The organism is Quadrisphaera sp. DVD1 (assembly GCF_058932755.1).
In genome coordinates, this window is sequence record NZ_JBZYWI010000007.1 from 24,770 (window position 1) to 39,478 (window position 14,709).

The window sequence follows — 14,709 nt, forward strand, 5'->3', positions numbered from 1 at the left end:
CCTGCGTCGCAGGGGGAGCGGGCGGCTCAGTCCTTGCGGTCGCCGTCGGGGACGACGAGGTCCAGCACCCAGCTGACGACGGAGATCACGAGCGCCCCGAGCACGGCCGACCAGAAGAAGTCGTCGACGTCGAGGGTCAGCGGCGTGAAGCCGGACAGCCACGACGTCAGCTGCAGCATGAGGGCGTTCACCACGAGGAAGAACAGCCCCAGGGTCAGGACGTACAGCGGCAGCGACAGCAGCTTGACGACCGGCCGCACCACGAGGTTCACGAGGCCGAACAGCAGCCCCAGCGCCAGGTAGGTGAGCACCTGCGTGGTGGTGTCGCCGGTCTCGCCCACGGTGATGCCCGGGACGACGAGGGTGGCCACCCACAGGGCCACGGCGTTGACGAGGACCCTGACCAGCGCGCTCACGGCACGAGGCTATCGATCGCGGCACCCCCGCGCGGTAGCGTCCGGGGCATGAGGATCCTGGTCACCGGCGGAGCCGGGTACATCGGCAGCCACACGGTCGTGGCGCTCCTGGAGGCCGGGCACGACGTCGCCGTGGTCGACGACCTGTCCAACTCCAGCGCGGAGGCGCTGCGCCGGGTGCAGGAGCTCACCGGCCGCGAGGTCTCCCTGCACGAGGTGGACGTGCTCGACGAGGCCCGCCTGCGCGCGGCCCTGGAGGAGGTCCGCCCCGAGGCGGTGATCCACTTCGCGGCGCTCAAGGCGGTGGGCGAGTCCGTCGCCCAGCCCGAGCGCTACTACCGGGTCAACGTCGCCGGCACGCTCAACCTCGTCCGGGCGATGGAGGCGGTGGACTGCCGCACGATCGTCTTCAGCTCCTCGGCCACCGTCTACGGGGCGGCCACCGAGGTCCCGCTCACCGAGGACTCCCCGCGCGGGGCGACCAACCCCTACGGCTGGACCAAGTTCATGGTCGAGCAGGTCCTCATGGACGTCGCTGCGGCCGACGAGCGCTGGGCCGTGGCGCTGCTGCGCTACTTCAACCCGGTCGGCGCGCACCCGTCGGGCCGGATCGGGGAGGACCCCAGCGGCATCCCCAACAACCTCGTGCCCTACATCGCGCAGGTCGCGGTCGGTCGCCGCGAGGCGCTGACGGTCTACGGCGACGACTACGACACCCCCGACGGCACGGGGGTGCGCGACTACATCCACGTCCTCGACCTCGCGGACGGCCACCTCGCGGCGCTGGAGCGGCTGCAGCAGGTCAGCGGCGCGCACGCCTGGAACCTGGGCACCGGCCGCGGCTCCTCGGTGCTCGAGGTCGTCGCGGCCTTCGCCGAGGCCAGCGGCCGGGAGATCCCGGTCGTCCGCGCCCCGCGCCGCCCGGGCGACGTGGCCGTCTCCTACGCCGACCCCGCGCGGGCGCGCGACGAGCTCGGCTGGACGGCGACCCGCGACCTCGCGGCGATGTGCGCCGACAGCTGGCGCTGGCAGCAGGCCAACCCCCACGGGTACGCCGGGGAGTGACCGCCGGGGCGACCGCAGACCTCGCGGCGTGACGGCCCGTCACGCACGGTGACGTCCGCGGGGGGCGAATCGGTCGCGGCGGCGTGTCCTTCGCGATTGCCGCCCCTGTGGTGACCGCGGGTGACACCGTGGGGGCATGTCATCGCCGTGGGTCACCTCCAGCAGCACGACCGCTGGTGTGCCCGGGCAGCGCCAGGCCCCGGCCCGGTCCGGGCTCGCCTCGCTGTCCGCCGCCGCGTGGGAGCTCGACCTCTCCTCCGGGGAGCTGGTCTGGTCGCCGGGCATGCACCGGCTGGTCGGCACCGACCCGGCGACCACCACGCCGTCGCTGAGCTGGTGGATGTCCCTGATCGTGCCCGCCGACCGCGCCCGCGTGCGCGCGTCGCTGCTCGTCACCCGCGAGAGCCTGCGCGGCACCACCGAGCGCTTCCGGATGGTCGGCCACGACGGCGTCGAGCGCGCCGTGCACGCGTGGTCCGAGGTCGAGGTCGACGCCGCGGGCGTCCCGGTGCGGATGTTCGGCTCCGCCGTCGACGTCACCGCACCCGTCGCCCCGGCAGCCCGCGACGCGCTGACCGGGCTGCCCACCCGCGGCGCGCTGCACGCCGTGCTGGCCCGGGCGCTGGGGGACCTGCGGCCCGGCCGCCGGGTAGAGCTGGCGCTGGTCGACCTCGACCGGTTCGGGGTGGTGGTCGACGCCCTGGGGCGCAGCGCCGGTGACGCGCTGCTCACCTCGGTGGCGCACCGGCTGCGCGTGCTCGTCCCCGAGGCCGCCGTCGTCGCCCGCCTCGACGGCGACACCTTCGCCGTCCTGCTCGCCGACGGCGAGTCCGGCACGGGCAGCGCGAGCCCGTGGCCGGTCGACGGCAGCGAGCTGGCCCAGCGCGTGGTCACCGGCGCGCGCCGCCCGCACGAGGTCGCCGGCAGCGCGGAGCCGCTCACGCTCACCGTCTCCGTGGGCGTCGCCCTCGCCGACGGCGCGCGGCCCGACGACGCGGGCCTGGACGCCGAGGACCTGCTGCGCCGCGCCGCGCTGGCCCTGCGCCGCGCGAAGCGCGACGGCCGCGACCGCGTCGCCGCCTACGCGCCCTCCCTGGAGGAGGACGCCCGGGCCCGGGTGCGCAGCGAGGCGGTGCTGCGCTCGGCGCTGGACGCCGGCCGGCTGGCCCTGCTCTACCAGCCGGTGATCGACCTCACCACGGGCGAGGTGGCCGGCGTCGAGGCCCTGGCCCGCGTCGTGGACCCCCAGCTCGGGCCGCTGTCGCCCGCGCTGTTCGTCGGCGTGGCGGAGGAGACCGGGCTCGTCGTGCGCCTGGACGAGTGGGTGCTCGGGCGCGCCAGCGCGATGGCCTCCCGCTGGCGCCCCCCGGCCCCGGACGCCCCCGCCCTGCGCGGCGGGCAGCACCCGGCGCCCACCGTGGCGGTCAACATGTCGTCGAAGACGCTCTCGCGCCCGGACCTGGCCCAGCTCGTCGGCGGCGCGCTGCGGCTGTCCGGGACGCCGTCCAGCCGGCTCCTCGTGGAGCTCGTCGAGCACTCACTGCTCGACCAGGGGGACCACGCGCGCGCGACGCTGGCGGGCCTGCAGTCCCTCGGCGTGGGCGTCGGCCTCGACGACTTCGGCACCGGCTGGTCGGCGCTGTCGTACCTCTCCGCGCTCGACCTGGCCTTCATGAAGATCGACCGCTGCTTCGTCTCCCGGCTGGGCACCGACACCTCGGCCACGGCCGTGGTCAAGGCGGTCATCGACCTGGCCCACGCCCACCGGCTCACCGTCGTCGCGGAGGGCGTGGAGACCGAGGACCAGGCGCGACGGCTCGTGGAGCTCGGCTGCGACCACGGCCAGGGCTGGTGGTTCGGGCGCCCCACCGCCGAGGAGGACCTCGACGGCGCCGTGCGCGCCTGGTACGCCCGGGCCGCGCAGTCCGGGTTCGGCGCCTGGGAGCCGACGCGGCTGCCGGCGCAGGCGGAGCGGCTCGAGGGCCCGGCGCTGCGCCGCGGGATCCAGCACGAGCGCCCGCGCCAGCTCAGCCTGCCCGGCTGAGCCACGCCCGCAGCCGCTCCAGCGGCCAGGTGGTGACCACCTGCTCCGGCTCGGCGCCGCACTCCGCGGCGCGCGCGGCGCCCAGGTGCTGCCAGCCGAGCTGACCGGGGGCGTGGGCGTCGGTGTCGATGCTCAGCAGGCAGCCGGCCTCGACCGCCTGGCGCAGCAGCCGCCGCGGCGGGTCGAGGCGCTCGGGGCGGCTGTTCACCTCCACGGCGACGCCGTGCTCGGCGCAGGCGGCGAAGACCGCGGCCGCGTCGAACGGCGCCTCCGGCCGGCGTCCGCGCTCGCCCGCGACGAGCCGCCCGGTGCAGTGCCCGAGGACGTCGACCCGCGGGTCGGCCACCGCCCGCAGGATCCGCTCCGTCATCGCCTCGGCGCTCGAGCGCCCACCGAGCCCGCTGTGCACCGACGCCACGACGACGTCGAGGCGGTCCAGGAGGTCTGCGTGGTCGTCGTCTCCGTCCAGCCCGCCGTCCTCGGTGATGTCCACCTCGATCCCGGACAGCAGCGCGAACGGCGCCAGCGGTGCGCGCAGGCGCTCCAGCAGGTCGAGCTGGCGGCCCAGCCGGGCCGCGGACAGGCCGTTGGCCACGCGCAGGCGGGGGGAGTGGTCGGTGATCGCGAGGTAGTCGTGGCCGAGCTCGGCGGCCGTGGCGGCCATCTCCTCGACCGGGCTGCCGCCGTCGCTCCAGTCGGTGTGGGCGTGCAGGTCGCCGCGCAGGGCCGCCAGCAGGGCCTGCCCGGCCGGCTCCAGGGCCGGGGGCGCGGCGCTGCGCTCGAGGTCGGCGAGGTAGGCCGGCACGCCGCCCGCTGCGGCCTCGGTGGCCACCGACGCCGTGCGCGGCCCGATCCCGGACAGCTCCGTGAGGGTGCCCTCGCGCACCCGGCGGGCGAGCTCGGCGTCGTCGAGGGCGGCGAGCACGAGCGCCGCCCGGCGGAACGCGCCGGCCCGGTGCGCGGGCGCCTGGCTGCGCTCGAGGAGGAACGCGGTGCGCCGGAGGGCGTCGACGGGATGCACCCGCCCAGCCTGGCGCAGCACGGCCGCGACGGGGAGCGGTGCGCTGGTCCGAGCGGGTGCGCCCACGGCGTCCGTGGTGCTGACCTGCACCGCCGCCCGCTACCGTGGCGGGATGGAGCCACCCAGGCGCCTCGATGACGACGTCCTCGCCGAGGAGATCGAGCTGTACGGCGACCTGGTCGTGGCCGCCTCCGAGGCGGACGGCGTCCTGCCCCTGGAGGAGATCGACCGGCTGCTGGGCCTGCGCCGCGACTGAGCCCTCCCGGCCCCGCCGCGGTCGTCCTCTAGTCTCTGCGGCGGTCTGGTCCCAGTCCACCTCGCCTCTGCCGGAGGGTCCGCCCGCCATGCGCCTCACCCCGCGCGACACGACGTTCTTCGACCTGTTCGCCGACTCGGCGAGCCACCTGGTGGACGGCGCCCAGCTGCTGGCCCAGCTCCTCGGCGCCACGCCCGGCGCCGAGCGCGAGCGGCTGGCGGCGGCGATGTCCGACGCCGAGCACCGCGCCGACGACGCGACCCACGCGATCATGCGCCGGCTCAACTCGACGTTCGTGACGCCCTTCGACCGCGAGGACATCTACGCGCTGGCGTCGGGGCTGGACGACTGCATGGACTTCATGGAGGCCGCCGCCGAGCTGGTCGTCCTCTACAAGGTCGACCAGCTCCCTGCGGGGGTCTCCGAGCAGGTCGCGGTGCTGCAGCGCCAGGCCGAGCTGACCGCCGAGGCGATGCCCCGGCTGCGCTCGATGCGCGACCTCGCCGACTACTGGGTGGAGATCAACCGCCTGGAGAACCAGGCCGACCGCGCCTACCGCTCCCTCGTCGCCGACCTGTTCGAGCACGAGAAGGACGCCATCCAGCTCATGAAGGTCAAGGAGGTCGTCGAGCAGCTGGAGTTCGCCGCCGACGCCTTCGAGAAGGTCGCCCACACCGTGGAGACCCTCGCGGTCAAGGAGTCCTGAAGCCCGTGGAGCTCGCCCTCGTCGTGACCGTGGTGGTCGTGGCCCTGGCCTTCGACTACACCAACGGCTTCCACGACGCCGCCAACGCCATCGCCACGTCCGTCTCGACCCGGGCGCTGACCCCCCGCGTCGCGCTGGGGATGGCCGCGGTGTTCAACCTCCTCGGCGCCCTGCTGGGCGAGGAGGTGGCCCTGACCATCGGCAACGGCATCATCACCCCGCCGGAGGGCCACGCCGGCCTCGTCGTGGTGCTCGCCGGCCTCTTCGGGGCGATCACCTGGAACCTGCTCACGTGGTGGTGGGGGCTGCCCTCGAGCTCCACGCACGCCCTCATCGGCGGCCTGACCGGCGCGGGCATCGCCTCGGCCACGCAGGTGCAGTGGTCGGTCATCCTCGACCGCGTCGTGGTGCCGATGGTGCTCTCGCCGCTGGTCGGCTTCCTCCTGGCCTACCTGCTGATGGTCGCGATCCTCTGGACCTTCCGCAACGCCGCTCCGGGGCCCACGAACCGGCGCTTCCGCGTGGCGCAGACCGTCTCGGCCGCCGCGATGGCCCTGGGCCACGGCCTCCAGGACGCGCAGAAGACCATGGGCGTCATCCTGCTGGCGCTGGTGGCCGGCGGGTTCGCGACCAGCTCCGACGGCATCCCGCTGTGGGTGAAGATCGCGGCGGCCGGGGCGATCAGCCTGGGCACGTGGTCGGGCGGCTGGCGGATCATGCGCACCCTCGGACGCCGGGTCATCGAGCTCGACCCGCCGCGCGGTTTCGCGGCCGAGACGGTGTCGGCCGGCGTCCTCTACACCGCTGCCTTCGCCTTCCACGCGCCGATCTCCACCACCCACACGATCACCTCGGCGATCATGGGCGTGGGCGCCACCCGCCGCGTCTCCGCGGTGCGCTGGGGCGTCGCCGGCAACATCGCGGTGGCCTGGGTGCTGACCATCCCGGCCTCGGGCCTGGTCGCCGCCGCGGTCTACCTGGTGGTCCACCCCTTCCTCGGCTGAGCCGGCGGCCGCACCGCTCCCCGAGGCGTGCGGGTCACCCGAAGCGGCCGGAGACGTAGTCCTCCGTGGCCTTCTCGCTGGGGTTGGAGAAGATCGTCGCGGTGTCAGACATCTCGATGAGCCGGCCGGGCTTGCCGGTGCCCGCGATGTTGAAGAAGGCCGTGGTGTCGCTGACCCGCGAGGCCTGCTGCATGTTGTGGGTGACGATGACGATCGTGTAGTCCTGCTTGAGCTCGGAGATGAGGTCCTCGATGGCGAGGGTCGAGATCGGGTCGAGGGCCGAGCAGGGCTCGTCCATGAGCAGCACCTGCGGCTTGACGGCGATCGCGCGGGCGATGCACAGGCGCTGCTGCTGGCCGCCGGACAGGCCGGAGCCGGGCTTGTCGAGCCGGTCCTTGACCTCGTTCCAGAGGTTGGCGCCGCGCAGGGAGCTCTCCACCAGGTCCTCGGCCTCGGACTTCTTCATCCGCTTGTTGTTCAGCCGGGAGCCGGCCAGCACGTTCTCGGCGATCGACATCGTCGGGAAGGGGTTGGGGCGCTGGAAGACCATGCCGACCGCGCGTCGGACGTCGACCGGGTCGACGTCCGAGCCGTAGAGGTCCTGGCCGTCCATGACGACCTTGCCCTCCACGCGCGCGCCGGGGATCACCTCGTGCATGCGGTTGAGGGAGCGCAGGAAGGTGGACTTGCCGCAGCCCGACGGGCCGATGAAGGCGGTGACGCTGCGCGGCTCGACGACCATCGTGACGCCCTCCACCGCGAGGAAGTCGCTGTAGTAGATGTTCAGGTCGGAGACGTCGATGCGCTTGGCCATGGCTGTCCTTCGGTGGTCGTGCGCGGCTCTTGGCGCGGGGTGGGGCGCGGGGTGGAGCGCGGTCGTCGGGGCGCTCACCGAGCGCCCTTGGGGGCGAAGGCCCGCGAGATGACCCGGGCCAGCAGGTTGAAGGCCATCACCAGGATGACCAGGAGCAGGGCTGCCGTCCAGGCGCGGTCGATCGAGGGCTCGGGCGGGATGGTCGGCTGGGTGTACGCGAACCAGGAGAACACCGGCAGGGCCGCCATGCGTCCCTCGAACGGGTTGAGGTTCAGCGAGGCGGTGGAGCCCATGGTCACCAGCAGCGGCGCCGTCTCGCCGATGACGCGGGCGATGGCGAGGGTGATGCCGGTGGCGATGCCGGCCACCGACGTGCGCAGCACCACCTTGACCACCGTGAGCCACTTGGGGACGCCGAGGGCGTAGGAGGCCTCGCGCAGCTCGTTCGGCACGAGCTTGAGGATCTCCTCGGTCGAGCGCACCACGAGGGGGATCATCAGCACCGACAGGGCGGCGGCGCCCATGATCCCCAGGCGGGCCTGCGGGCCGAGGATCGCGGTGAACAGCGCGAAGGCGAAGAGCCCCGCGACGATCGAGGGGATGCCGGTCATGACGTCCACGAGGAACGTGATGGCGCGGGCCAGGCGCCCGCTGCCGTACTCGACGAGGTAGATCGCCGTCAGCAGGCCGACCGGGACGGAGATCACGGCCGCCAGGGCGGTGACGATGAGGGTGCCCGTGATCGCGTGGTAGGCGCCGCCGCCCTCGCCGACGACCCCGCGCATCGAGAAGGTGAAGAACTCGGCGTCGAAGCGCTCCGCCCCGCGGCTGACCACGGTCCAGGTCACCGAGACCAACGGCACCAGCGCCACGAGGAAGGCGCCGGTCACCAGGGCGGTCACGAACCGGTCGGTCGCCCGGCGCCCGCCCTCGACGACCCGCGACGCGACGGTGAGGACCACGACGAAGACCAGGGCGGTCAGGACGACGAACCCGACCAGGGACCACCCGGTGGCCGCGAGCAGCGCGCCGACCGCCGCAGCGGCGACCACGAGCACCGCCCACGGCGCCCAGCGCGGCAGGGACCGCCGGCCGCGCTGCAGCGACTCCGGCTCGGCGGGGCGCGGTCGCGCCTGCACGTCGGTCATCAGTTGGCTCCGGAGAACTCGGCGCGGCGGTTGACCACCCAGCGGGCGGCGAAGTTGACGAGGAAGGTGAGCACGAAGAGCACGAGCCCGGTGGCGATGAGGGTGTTCGTCTCGATGCCGCTCGCCTCGGGGAACTGCAGCGCGATGTTGGGGGCGATCGCTCCGGGGTTGCTGGCGCTGATCAGGGAGAACCCGATGCCTCCGGAGGAGGAGAGCACCAGGGCCACGGCCATGGTCTCGCCGAGCGCGCGCCCGAGGCCGAGCATGGACGCCGAGACGATGCCCGAGCGGCCGTAGGGGAGGACCGCGTAGCGGATCATCTCCCAGCGCGTGGCGCCCAGGGCCAGGGCCGCCTCCTGGTGGAGGGTCGGCGTCTGCCGGAAGATCTCCCGCGACATCGCCGTGATGACCGGCAGGATCATCGCCGCGAGCACGAGGCCGGCGGTGAGGATCGTGCGGCCCGTGGCCGAGGCCGGGCCGGAGAACAGCGGGACGAAGCCGAGGTGGCGCTCCAGCCACGCGTACAGCGGCACCAGCGCGGGAGCGAGCACCAGCGCGCCCCACAGGCCGAAGACGATGCTGGGCACCGCGGCCAGGAGGTCGACGAGGTAGCCCAGCCCCGCAGCCAGGCGCCGCGGGGCGTAGTGGGAGATGAACAGTGCGATGCCCACCCCGAGGGGGGCGCCGACGACGAGGGCGATGGCCGCGGCGAGGACGGTGCCGAAGAGCAGGGGCCCGACGTAGCGCAGGACGCCCTCGCCGCCGAGGACGTCCTCGGCGGGGGCGGTCAGGGCGGGCAGCGCCTCGTAGAGGAGGAAGAGGGCGACGCCGGCGAGGACGAGGAGGATGACCAGCCCCGCGCCGGTGGCGGTGCCGCGGAAGAGCCGGTCGCCCGGCCGCTGGCGGACCCGGTCGGGGGTCGGCGACGGCAGTCGGGTCGAGGTGCTCGAGGTCACGGGGCCTCCGGTCCAGCGGTGGTGCTCAGGGGTTCGCGCTCAGGGGTGGCGCTCAGGGTGCTCGCGGTGGTGCGGGAGCAGTGTGCCGGGGCCGCCGCGCGGGCGGCCCCGGCAGCCGGTCAGCTGGCGGCGCTGATCGACTCGATCGAGGCGGTGACCTCGGACGTGAGCTGCGCGGACAGCGGGGCGGAGCCCGCGGCCTCGGAGGCCGCCTGCTGGCCCTCCTCGCTGGTGACGTAGCCCAGGAACGCCTTCACGAGGTCGGCCTCGGCCTGGTCCTCGTAGGTGGTGCAGGCGATGCCGTAGCTGACGAGGACGATCGGGTAGGCGCCGGAGGCGGTCGTCGCGCGGTCGAGCTCGATGGCGATGTCGCCCTCGCCGCGGCCCTCCACCTCGGGGGAGGCGTCGACGACGGCGGCCGCGGCCTCCGGCGTGGGGGCCACGAACTCCTCGCCCACCTTGATGGAGGCCTTGCCCAGGTCGGCCGCCTGGCTGGCGTCGGCGTAGCCGATCGCGCCCGCCGCGGCGCCCACGGCCTGGACCACGCCGGAGGTGCCCTGCGCGGCCTCGCCGTTCGCCACCGGCCAGACGCCGTCCGGCTCGTAGGGGAAGTCGGTCCCGGCGGTCGCGACGAGGTACTCGATGAAGTTCTCGGTCGTGCCCGAGTCGTCCGAGCGGTTGACCGGGGTGATCGGGCCGGCCGGCAGCGCGGTGCCGCCGTTGTCGGCGGCGATCGCCGGGTCGGACCAGTCGGTGATCTTCTGGTCGAAGATCTTGGCCAGCGTGGAGGGCGACAGCTGCAGGTCGTCGACGCCCTCGAGGTTGTAGACCACGGCGATCGGCGAGATGTACGTCGGGACGTCGATCGCGCTGCCGCCGGCGCACCGCTCGGTCGCGGACGCGAGCTCCTCGTCGTCCAGGTAGGCGTCGGAGCCGGCGAAGGCCACGGCCCCGCTGAGGAACTGCTCGCGCCCGGCGCCGGAGCCCTGGGCGTCGTAGTTGACGGTGACGTCCGGGTTGGTCTCCTGGAAGCCGGCCGCCCAGGCCTGCATCGCGGCCTGCTGGGAGGTGGCGCCTGCGCCGTCCAGGGTGCCGCTGAGGCTGGAGGTGCTGCTGCCGCTGTCGCCGCTGTCGGCCGCTGCGTCGGACTCGTTGGCCGCGCTGCACGCGGACAGGCCGAGGGTGAGCACGATGGCCGCGGGCAGGGCCGCGCGGCCCAGGGTGCTGCGCTTCACGTGGGGTGCGCCTCTCTCGTGTGAGCCCCCGGACCGATCCGGGCGCTCTGACGCGCCGACGCTACGGAGGCGAGGTGAAGCGGTGGCCCGACGAAGGTGAACGGGGGATGAACGCCCCAGGTCACAGCCCCTTTTCCGGCTCGAGGAGGAGTGCGCGGCGTCGCCCGGACGGCTCAGTGGGGCTGCGGGCGCGCTCAGCGGGGCAGCGGCTGGTGCCGCTCGACGGCGACCACGCGCCCGCCGGCCGTCGAGACGTGGGCGACGAGCACCTCCCCCGGCGCCAGGTAGGGGTCGGCGCGCGGGATCGCGTCTCCGACGCCCGCGGCCGCGTGCCCGGCGAGGGTGCCCAGCAGCGTCGTGAGCACGGGCCGGTGCGTGCAGACCACCACGGGGCGGCGCCGGCCCAGGAGCTTGGTCACGAGGTGGGCGACCTTGGCCGGGTCGCGCCGGTGGCCGTCCTCGCTGAGCCGCCCCTTGGTGCGCAGGGAGGCTCCGCTGGCGTCGAGGTAGGGCTGGACCGTCTCCAGGCACCGCTCCCACGGGCTGGAGACCACCCGCGGCGGGCTCCAGGCGGCCAGCAGCGCGGGCAGGGCCGCGGCCTGCCGGCGCCCCGCGGCGACCAGCGGCCGCTCGGCGTCGGCGTGCCCCCACGCGCTCTTGGGGCGGGCGTGGCCGTGGCGCAGCACGAGGAACGGCCAGGTGTCGAGGACGCCGCCGGCGTCGGCCTCCAGCAGGGCGCGCAGCTGCACGCGGTCCGCCCGCCGGGTGAGGAGGCGGTCCGCCTCCTCCGCGCTGACCCACTCCGTGCGGTCGACCTCGTCGGGGCGCGGGGGCGCCGGGTGGGCGGCGTCGGGCACGTGGGCGGCCCAGTAGGAGACGTGCTTGGTCGCCTCGGCGCCCAGGGGGTAGCGGGCGCTCGGCAGCGCCACGCCGAGGCGCACGGCGAGCCCGGTCTCCTCCGCGACCTCCCGGACGGCGGCCCCGGCGGCCGCCTCGCCCGGCTCGAGCTTGCCCTTGGGCCAGGACCAGTCCTGGTACTTGGGCCGGTGGACGAGCAGCACGCGCAGCTGGCCGCCCTCGCGGTACCAGCACAGCGCCCCCGCGGCCCGCACCACCGGGACCAGCGGGTCGGCGAGGGTCACGGCCTCCGCACCCGCACCGCTCCCGCGCTGGGGCGGCTCACCGGCGCCGCTGGCGGCGGCTGGTGCGCGCGGCGATGGCCAGCTCCTGCACGTCCACCAGCGGCTGGCCGTCCTCGCCGCGGGCGTGGCGGGTCCACGCCCCGTCGGCGTCCAGGTGCCAGCTGGCGGTGCCGTCGTCCATGGCGCGGTCCACGACGTCCACGAGCGTCTGCACGTGCTCGGGGTCGCGCAGGCGCACCAGCGCCTCCACCCGGCGGTCGAGGTTGCGGTGCATCATGTCGGCGCTGCCGATCCAGACCTCGCGCTCGCCGCCGGCCTCGAAGGCGAAGACCCGGCTGTGCTCGAGGAAGCGGCCGAGCACGGAGCGCACGCGCACGGTCTCGCTCAGGCCCGGCACGCCGGGGCGCAGGGCGCAGATGCCGCGGACGACGACGTCGACCGGCACGCCCGCCTGGGACGCGCGGTAGAGGGCGTCGATGACGACCTCGTCGACCATCGAGTTGACCTTGATCCGCACCCGCGCGGGGCGCCCGGCGCGGGCGTGCTCGATCTCGCCCTCGATCCGCTGCACCAGGCCCCGGCGCAGGCTGCGCGGCGCCACGAGCAGGCGGCGGTAGCGCGTCTTGGGCGCGTACCCCGAGAGCTGGTTGAACAGCTTCGTGAGGTCCTCGCCCACCTCGTCGTCGCAGGTGAGCAGGCCGACGTCCTCGTAGAGGCGTGCCGTCTTGGGGTTGTAGTTGCCCGTGCCCACGTGGCAGTAGCGGCGCAGCCGGTCGCCCTCCTGGCGCACGACGAGGCACAGCTTCGCGTGGGTCTTGAGCCCGACGATCCCGTAGACGACGTGCACCCCGGCCTGCTCGAGCTTGCGGGCCCAGGTGATGTTCGCCTGCTCGTCGAAGCGGGCCTTGATCTCCACCAGGGCCAGCACCTGCTTGCCGGCCTCGGCGGCGTCCACCAGGGCGTCGACGATGGGGGAGTCGCCCGACGTCCGGTAGAGCGTCTGCTTGATCGCCAGGACGTGCGGGTCGGCCGCGGCCTGCTCGAGGAACGCCTGCACGCTCGTGGAGAACGAGTCGTAGGGGTGGTGCAGCAGCACGTCGCGGGAGCGCACGGCCGCGAAGACGTCCCGCGGCTTGGCGCTCTCGCGCCCGTCGGTCAGGTGCCGCTGGGTCTTGCCGACGAACGCCGGGTAGTGCAGCTCGTGCCGGTCGAGGTCGGCCACCGCGTTGAGGCCGCGGAGGTCCAGCGGCTCGGGCAGCACGTACGTCTCGGCGTCGGTGACGTCCAGCTCGCGGATGAGCAGCTCGCGGAGGTGGTCGTCGGCGTCCTGGGCCAGCTCCAGGCGCACCGGCGGGCCGAAGCGGCGCCGCAGCAGCTCCTTCTCCAGCGCCTGGAGGAGGTTCTCGGCGTCGTCCTCCTCCACCTCCAGGTCCTCGTTGCGGGTGACCCGGAAGGTGTGGGTGGCGAGCACCTCCATGCCCGGGAAGAGCTGGTCGAGGTGGACCGCGATGAGGTCCTCCAGCGCCAGGAAGCGCGCGCGGCGGCCTTCCGGGCCCTCGGCGGTGACCCGCACGAGCCGCGGCAGCAGCGGCGGCACCTTGACCCGCGCGAAGTGCTCCTTCTCGGTGGTCGGGTTGCGCACGACGACCGCGAGGTTGAGGGACAGCCCGGAGATGTAGGGGAAGGGGTGCGCCGGGTCGACGGCGAGCGGCGTCAGCACCGGGAAGACGGAGTCGCGGAAGAACCGGTGCAGGTGCGCCTGCTCGGCCTCGTCCAGGTCCTCCCAGCAGACGAGGTCGATCTGCGCCTCGCTCAGCGCCGGGCGCACGGCGTCGGTGAAGGCCGCGGCGTGCCGCTCCATGAGGGTGTGGGCGCGCTCGCTGATCGCGGCGAGCACCTCGCGCGGCTCCAGGCCGCTCGCGGCGGTCACCGCGAGCCCGGTGGCGATCCGGCGCTTGAGCCCCGCCACGCGGACCATGAAGAACTCGTCGAGGTTGCTGGCGAAGATCGCGAGGAAGCGGGTGCGCTCCAGCAGGGGGAGCGCGGGGTCCTCGGCGAGCTCCAGCACCCGCTCGTTGAAGGCCAGCCAGCTCAGCTCGCGGTCCAGGAAGCGGTCGGCCGGCAGCGGTGCGGCCTCGGGCGCCGCCTCGGCGCCGGCGACGCCCTGCGCCGCCTCGGCGGTCCCGTCGTCAGCACCGTCACCGGCGTCGTCGTCGGCGGCGAGGTGCTCCTCGAAGGTCTCCGCCAGGTCCGGTCCGGGGTCGACGACCTCCTCGCCCCCTGCCGGACGGCCCTGGGGTGCGCGCGCGCGTGTCGTGGTGCTCGCCATGTCCGCATCATCGCAGCAGGGGTGACGAGCGCCACTCCCCGCGCCGTGGGGCTCAGGGGCGCTGGTAGAGCACGTCCGTGGCGGCCCGGGCGAAGCCCAGGCGCGCGTAGGTGCGCTGGGCGGCGGTGTTGTCGCCGTCGACGTAGAGCCGCACGGCGTCCCTGCCCCGCCGCTGCAGGTGGTGCAGCCCCGCCAGGGTCACCAGCGCGCCGAGCCCGCGGCCCTGCGCGTCGGGGTCCACCCCGACCACGTACACCTCGCCGGTGCGCTCGTCGTGCTCCTTCGTCCAGTGCGAGGCCAGCAGCGCGCCGCTGGCGGCGTCCTCGGCCAGCAGGAGGCCCGCGGGGTCGAACCACGGCTCGGCCTCGCGGGCCGCCAGGTCGGCGCTGGTCCAGCGGCCCTGCTCGGGGTGGGCGGCGAAGGCCCGGGCGTTCACGGCGAGCCAGGCGTCCTCGTCGCGGCCCACCTCGAAGGCGCGCACCCGGACGCCGTCGGGGACCACCAGCGGCGGCAGGGCCGGGGCGCCGGGCCCGAGGTGGCGGGCCATCTGCCACAGCTCGCGCGCCCGGCGGT

The 14,709-nt window shown here is 74.6% G+C and carries 14 protein-coding genes; 5 read left to right on the forward strand and 9 right to left on the reverse strand.

Annotated elements, in window-relative coordinates; genetic code table 11:
* Positions 1 to 26: 26 nt before the first annotated feature.
* A complete protein-coding gene (locus tag AC5FZL_RS01675) occupies positions 27 to 416 on the reverse strand; it encodes a phage holin family protein (protein WP_493616831.1) in 390 nt (129 codons plus the stop codon).
* A gap of 48 nt (positions 417 to 464) precedes the next feature.
* Here AC5FZL_RS01675 and galE point away from each other — a divergent pair, with 48 nt between their 5' ends.
* Both galE and AC5FZL_RS01685 read left to right on the forward strand, forming a co-directional pair.
* Positions 465 to 1,481, forward strand: coding sequence for a UDP-glucose 4-epimerase GalE (galE, locus tag AC5FZL_RS01680; RefSeq protein ID WP_493616832.1), 1,017 nt, complete (start codon positions 465 to 467; stop codon positions 1,479 to 1,481).
* Between the two features lie 136 nt (positions 1,482 to 1,617).
* Complete coding sequence (locus tag AC5FZL_RS01685; RefSeq protein ID WP_493616833.1) at positions 1,618 to 3,525, forward strand: putative bifunctional diguanylate cyclase/phosphodiesterase; 1,908 nt, start codon at positions 1,618 to 1,620, stop codon at positions 3,523 to 3,525.
* On the opposite strand, the gene AC5FZL_RS01690 is transcribed toward AC5FZL_RS01685, so the two are convergent.
* A complete protein-coding gene (locus AC5FZL_RS01690; RefSeq protein WP_493616834.1) occupies positions 3,509 to 4,546 on the reverse strand; it encodes a PHP domain-containing protein in 1,038 nt (345 codons plus the stop codon). The two genes, AC5FZL_RS01685 and AC5FZL_RS01690, sit on opposite strands and share 17 nt — an antisense overlap.
* Positions 4,547 to 4,658: 112 nt before the next feature.
* On the opposite strand from AC5FZL_RS01690, the gene AC5FZL_RS01695 reads away from it, so the two are divergent.
* The 3 genes from AC5FZL_RS01695 (at position 4,659) to AC5FZL_RS01705 (ending at position 6,512) form a co-directional block, all read left to right on the forward strand.
* The gene (locus AC5FZL_RS01695) at positions 4,659 to 4,802 is read left to right on the forward strand and encodes a hypothetical protein (protein WP_493616835.1); all 144 of its coding nucleotides are present in this window, start codon (positions 4,659 to 4,661) and stop codon (positions 4,800 to 4,802) included.
* A gap of 88 nt (positions 4,803 to 4,890) precedes the next feature.
* Positions 4,891 to 5,508, forward strand: coding sequence for a DUF47 domain-containing protein (locus tag AC5FZL_RS01700; protein WP_493616836.1), 618 nt, complete (start codon positions 4,891 to 4,893; stop codon positions 5,506 to 5,508).
* Positions 5,509 to 5,513: 5 nt separating this feature from the next.
* Positions 5,514 to 6,512 carry an inorganic phosphate transporter gene (locus tag AC5FZL_RS01705; protein ID WP_493616837.1) on the forward strand — a complete coding sequence of 333 codons (999 nt, stop codon included), beginning with the start codon at positions 5,514 to 5,516 and terminating at the stop codon, positions 6,510 to 6,512.
* A 34-nt stretch (positions 6,513 to 6,546) separates the two neighbouring features.
* Here AC5FZL_RS01705 and pstB read toward each other — a convergent pair whose 3' ends face one another.
* The 7 genes from pstB to mshD all read right to left on the reverse strand — a co-directional run.
* Positions 6,547 to 7,326, reverse strand: coding sequence for a phosphate ABC transporter ATP-binding protein PstB (gene pstB, locus AC5FZL_RS01710; protein WP_493616838.1), 780 nt, complete (start codon positions 7,324 to 7,326; stop codon positions 6,547 to 6,549).
* 74 nt (positions 7,327 to 7,400) lie between these two features.
* Positions 7,401 to 8,477, reverse strand: coding sequence for a phosphate ABC transporter permease PstA (pstA, locus tag AC5FZL_RS01715; RefSeq protein ID WP_493616844.1), 1,077 nt, complete (start codon positions 8,475 to 8,477; stop codon positions 7,401 to 7,403).
* Positions 8,474 to 9,430 (reverse strand): phosphate ABC transporter permease subunit PstC, encoded by a 957-nt coding sequence (gene pstC / locus AC5FZL_RS01720; RefSeq protein WP_493616839.1) that lies wholly within the window; start codon positions 9,428 to 9,430, stop codon positions 8,474 to 8,476. The genes pstA and pstC overlap by 4 nt, the downstream gene beginning before the upstream one ends.
* Before the next feature lie 119 nt (positions 9,431 to 9,549).
* On the reverse strand, positions 9,550 to 10,665 hold the full coding sequence (gene pstS / locus AC5FZL_RS01725) for a phosphate ABC transporter substrate-binding protein PstS (RefSeq protein ID WP_493616840.1): 1,116 nt from the start codon (positions 10,663 to 10,665) through the stop codon (positions 9,550 to 9,552).
* A gap of 194 nt (positions 10,666 to 10,859) precedes the next feature.
* Entirely contained in the window at positions 10,860 to 11,807 is a 948-nt protein-coding gene (locus AC5FZL_RS01730) for an NUDIX hydrolase (RefSeq protein ID WP_493616841.1), read from the reverse strand.
* 37 nt (positions 11,808 to 11,844) lie between these two features.
* Positions 11,845 to 14,136, reverse strand: a complete 2,292-nt coding sequence (locus tag AC5FZL_RS01735) for an RNA degradosome polyphosphate kinase (protein ID WP_493616842.1) — start codon at positions 14,134 to 14,136, stop codon at positions 11,845 to 11,847.
* Positions 14,137 to 14,188: 52 nt separating this feature from the next.
* On the reverse strand, positions 14,189 to 14,709 hold a 521-nt coding region (gene mshD / locus AC5FZL_RS01740; protein ID WP_493616843.1), incomplete at its 5' end, for a mycothiol synthase.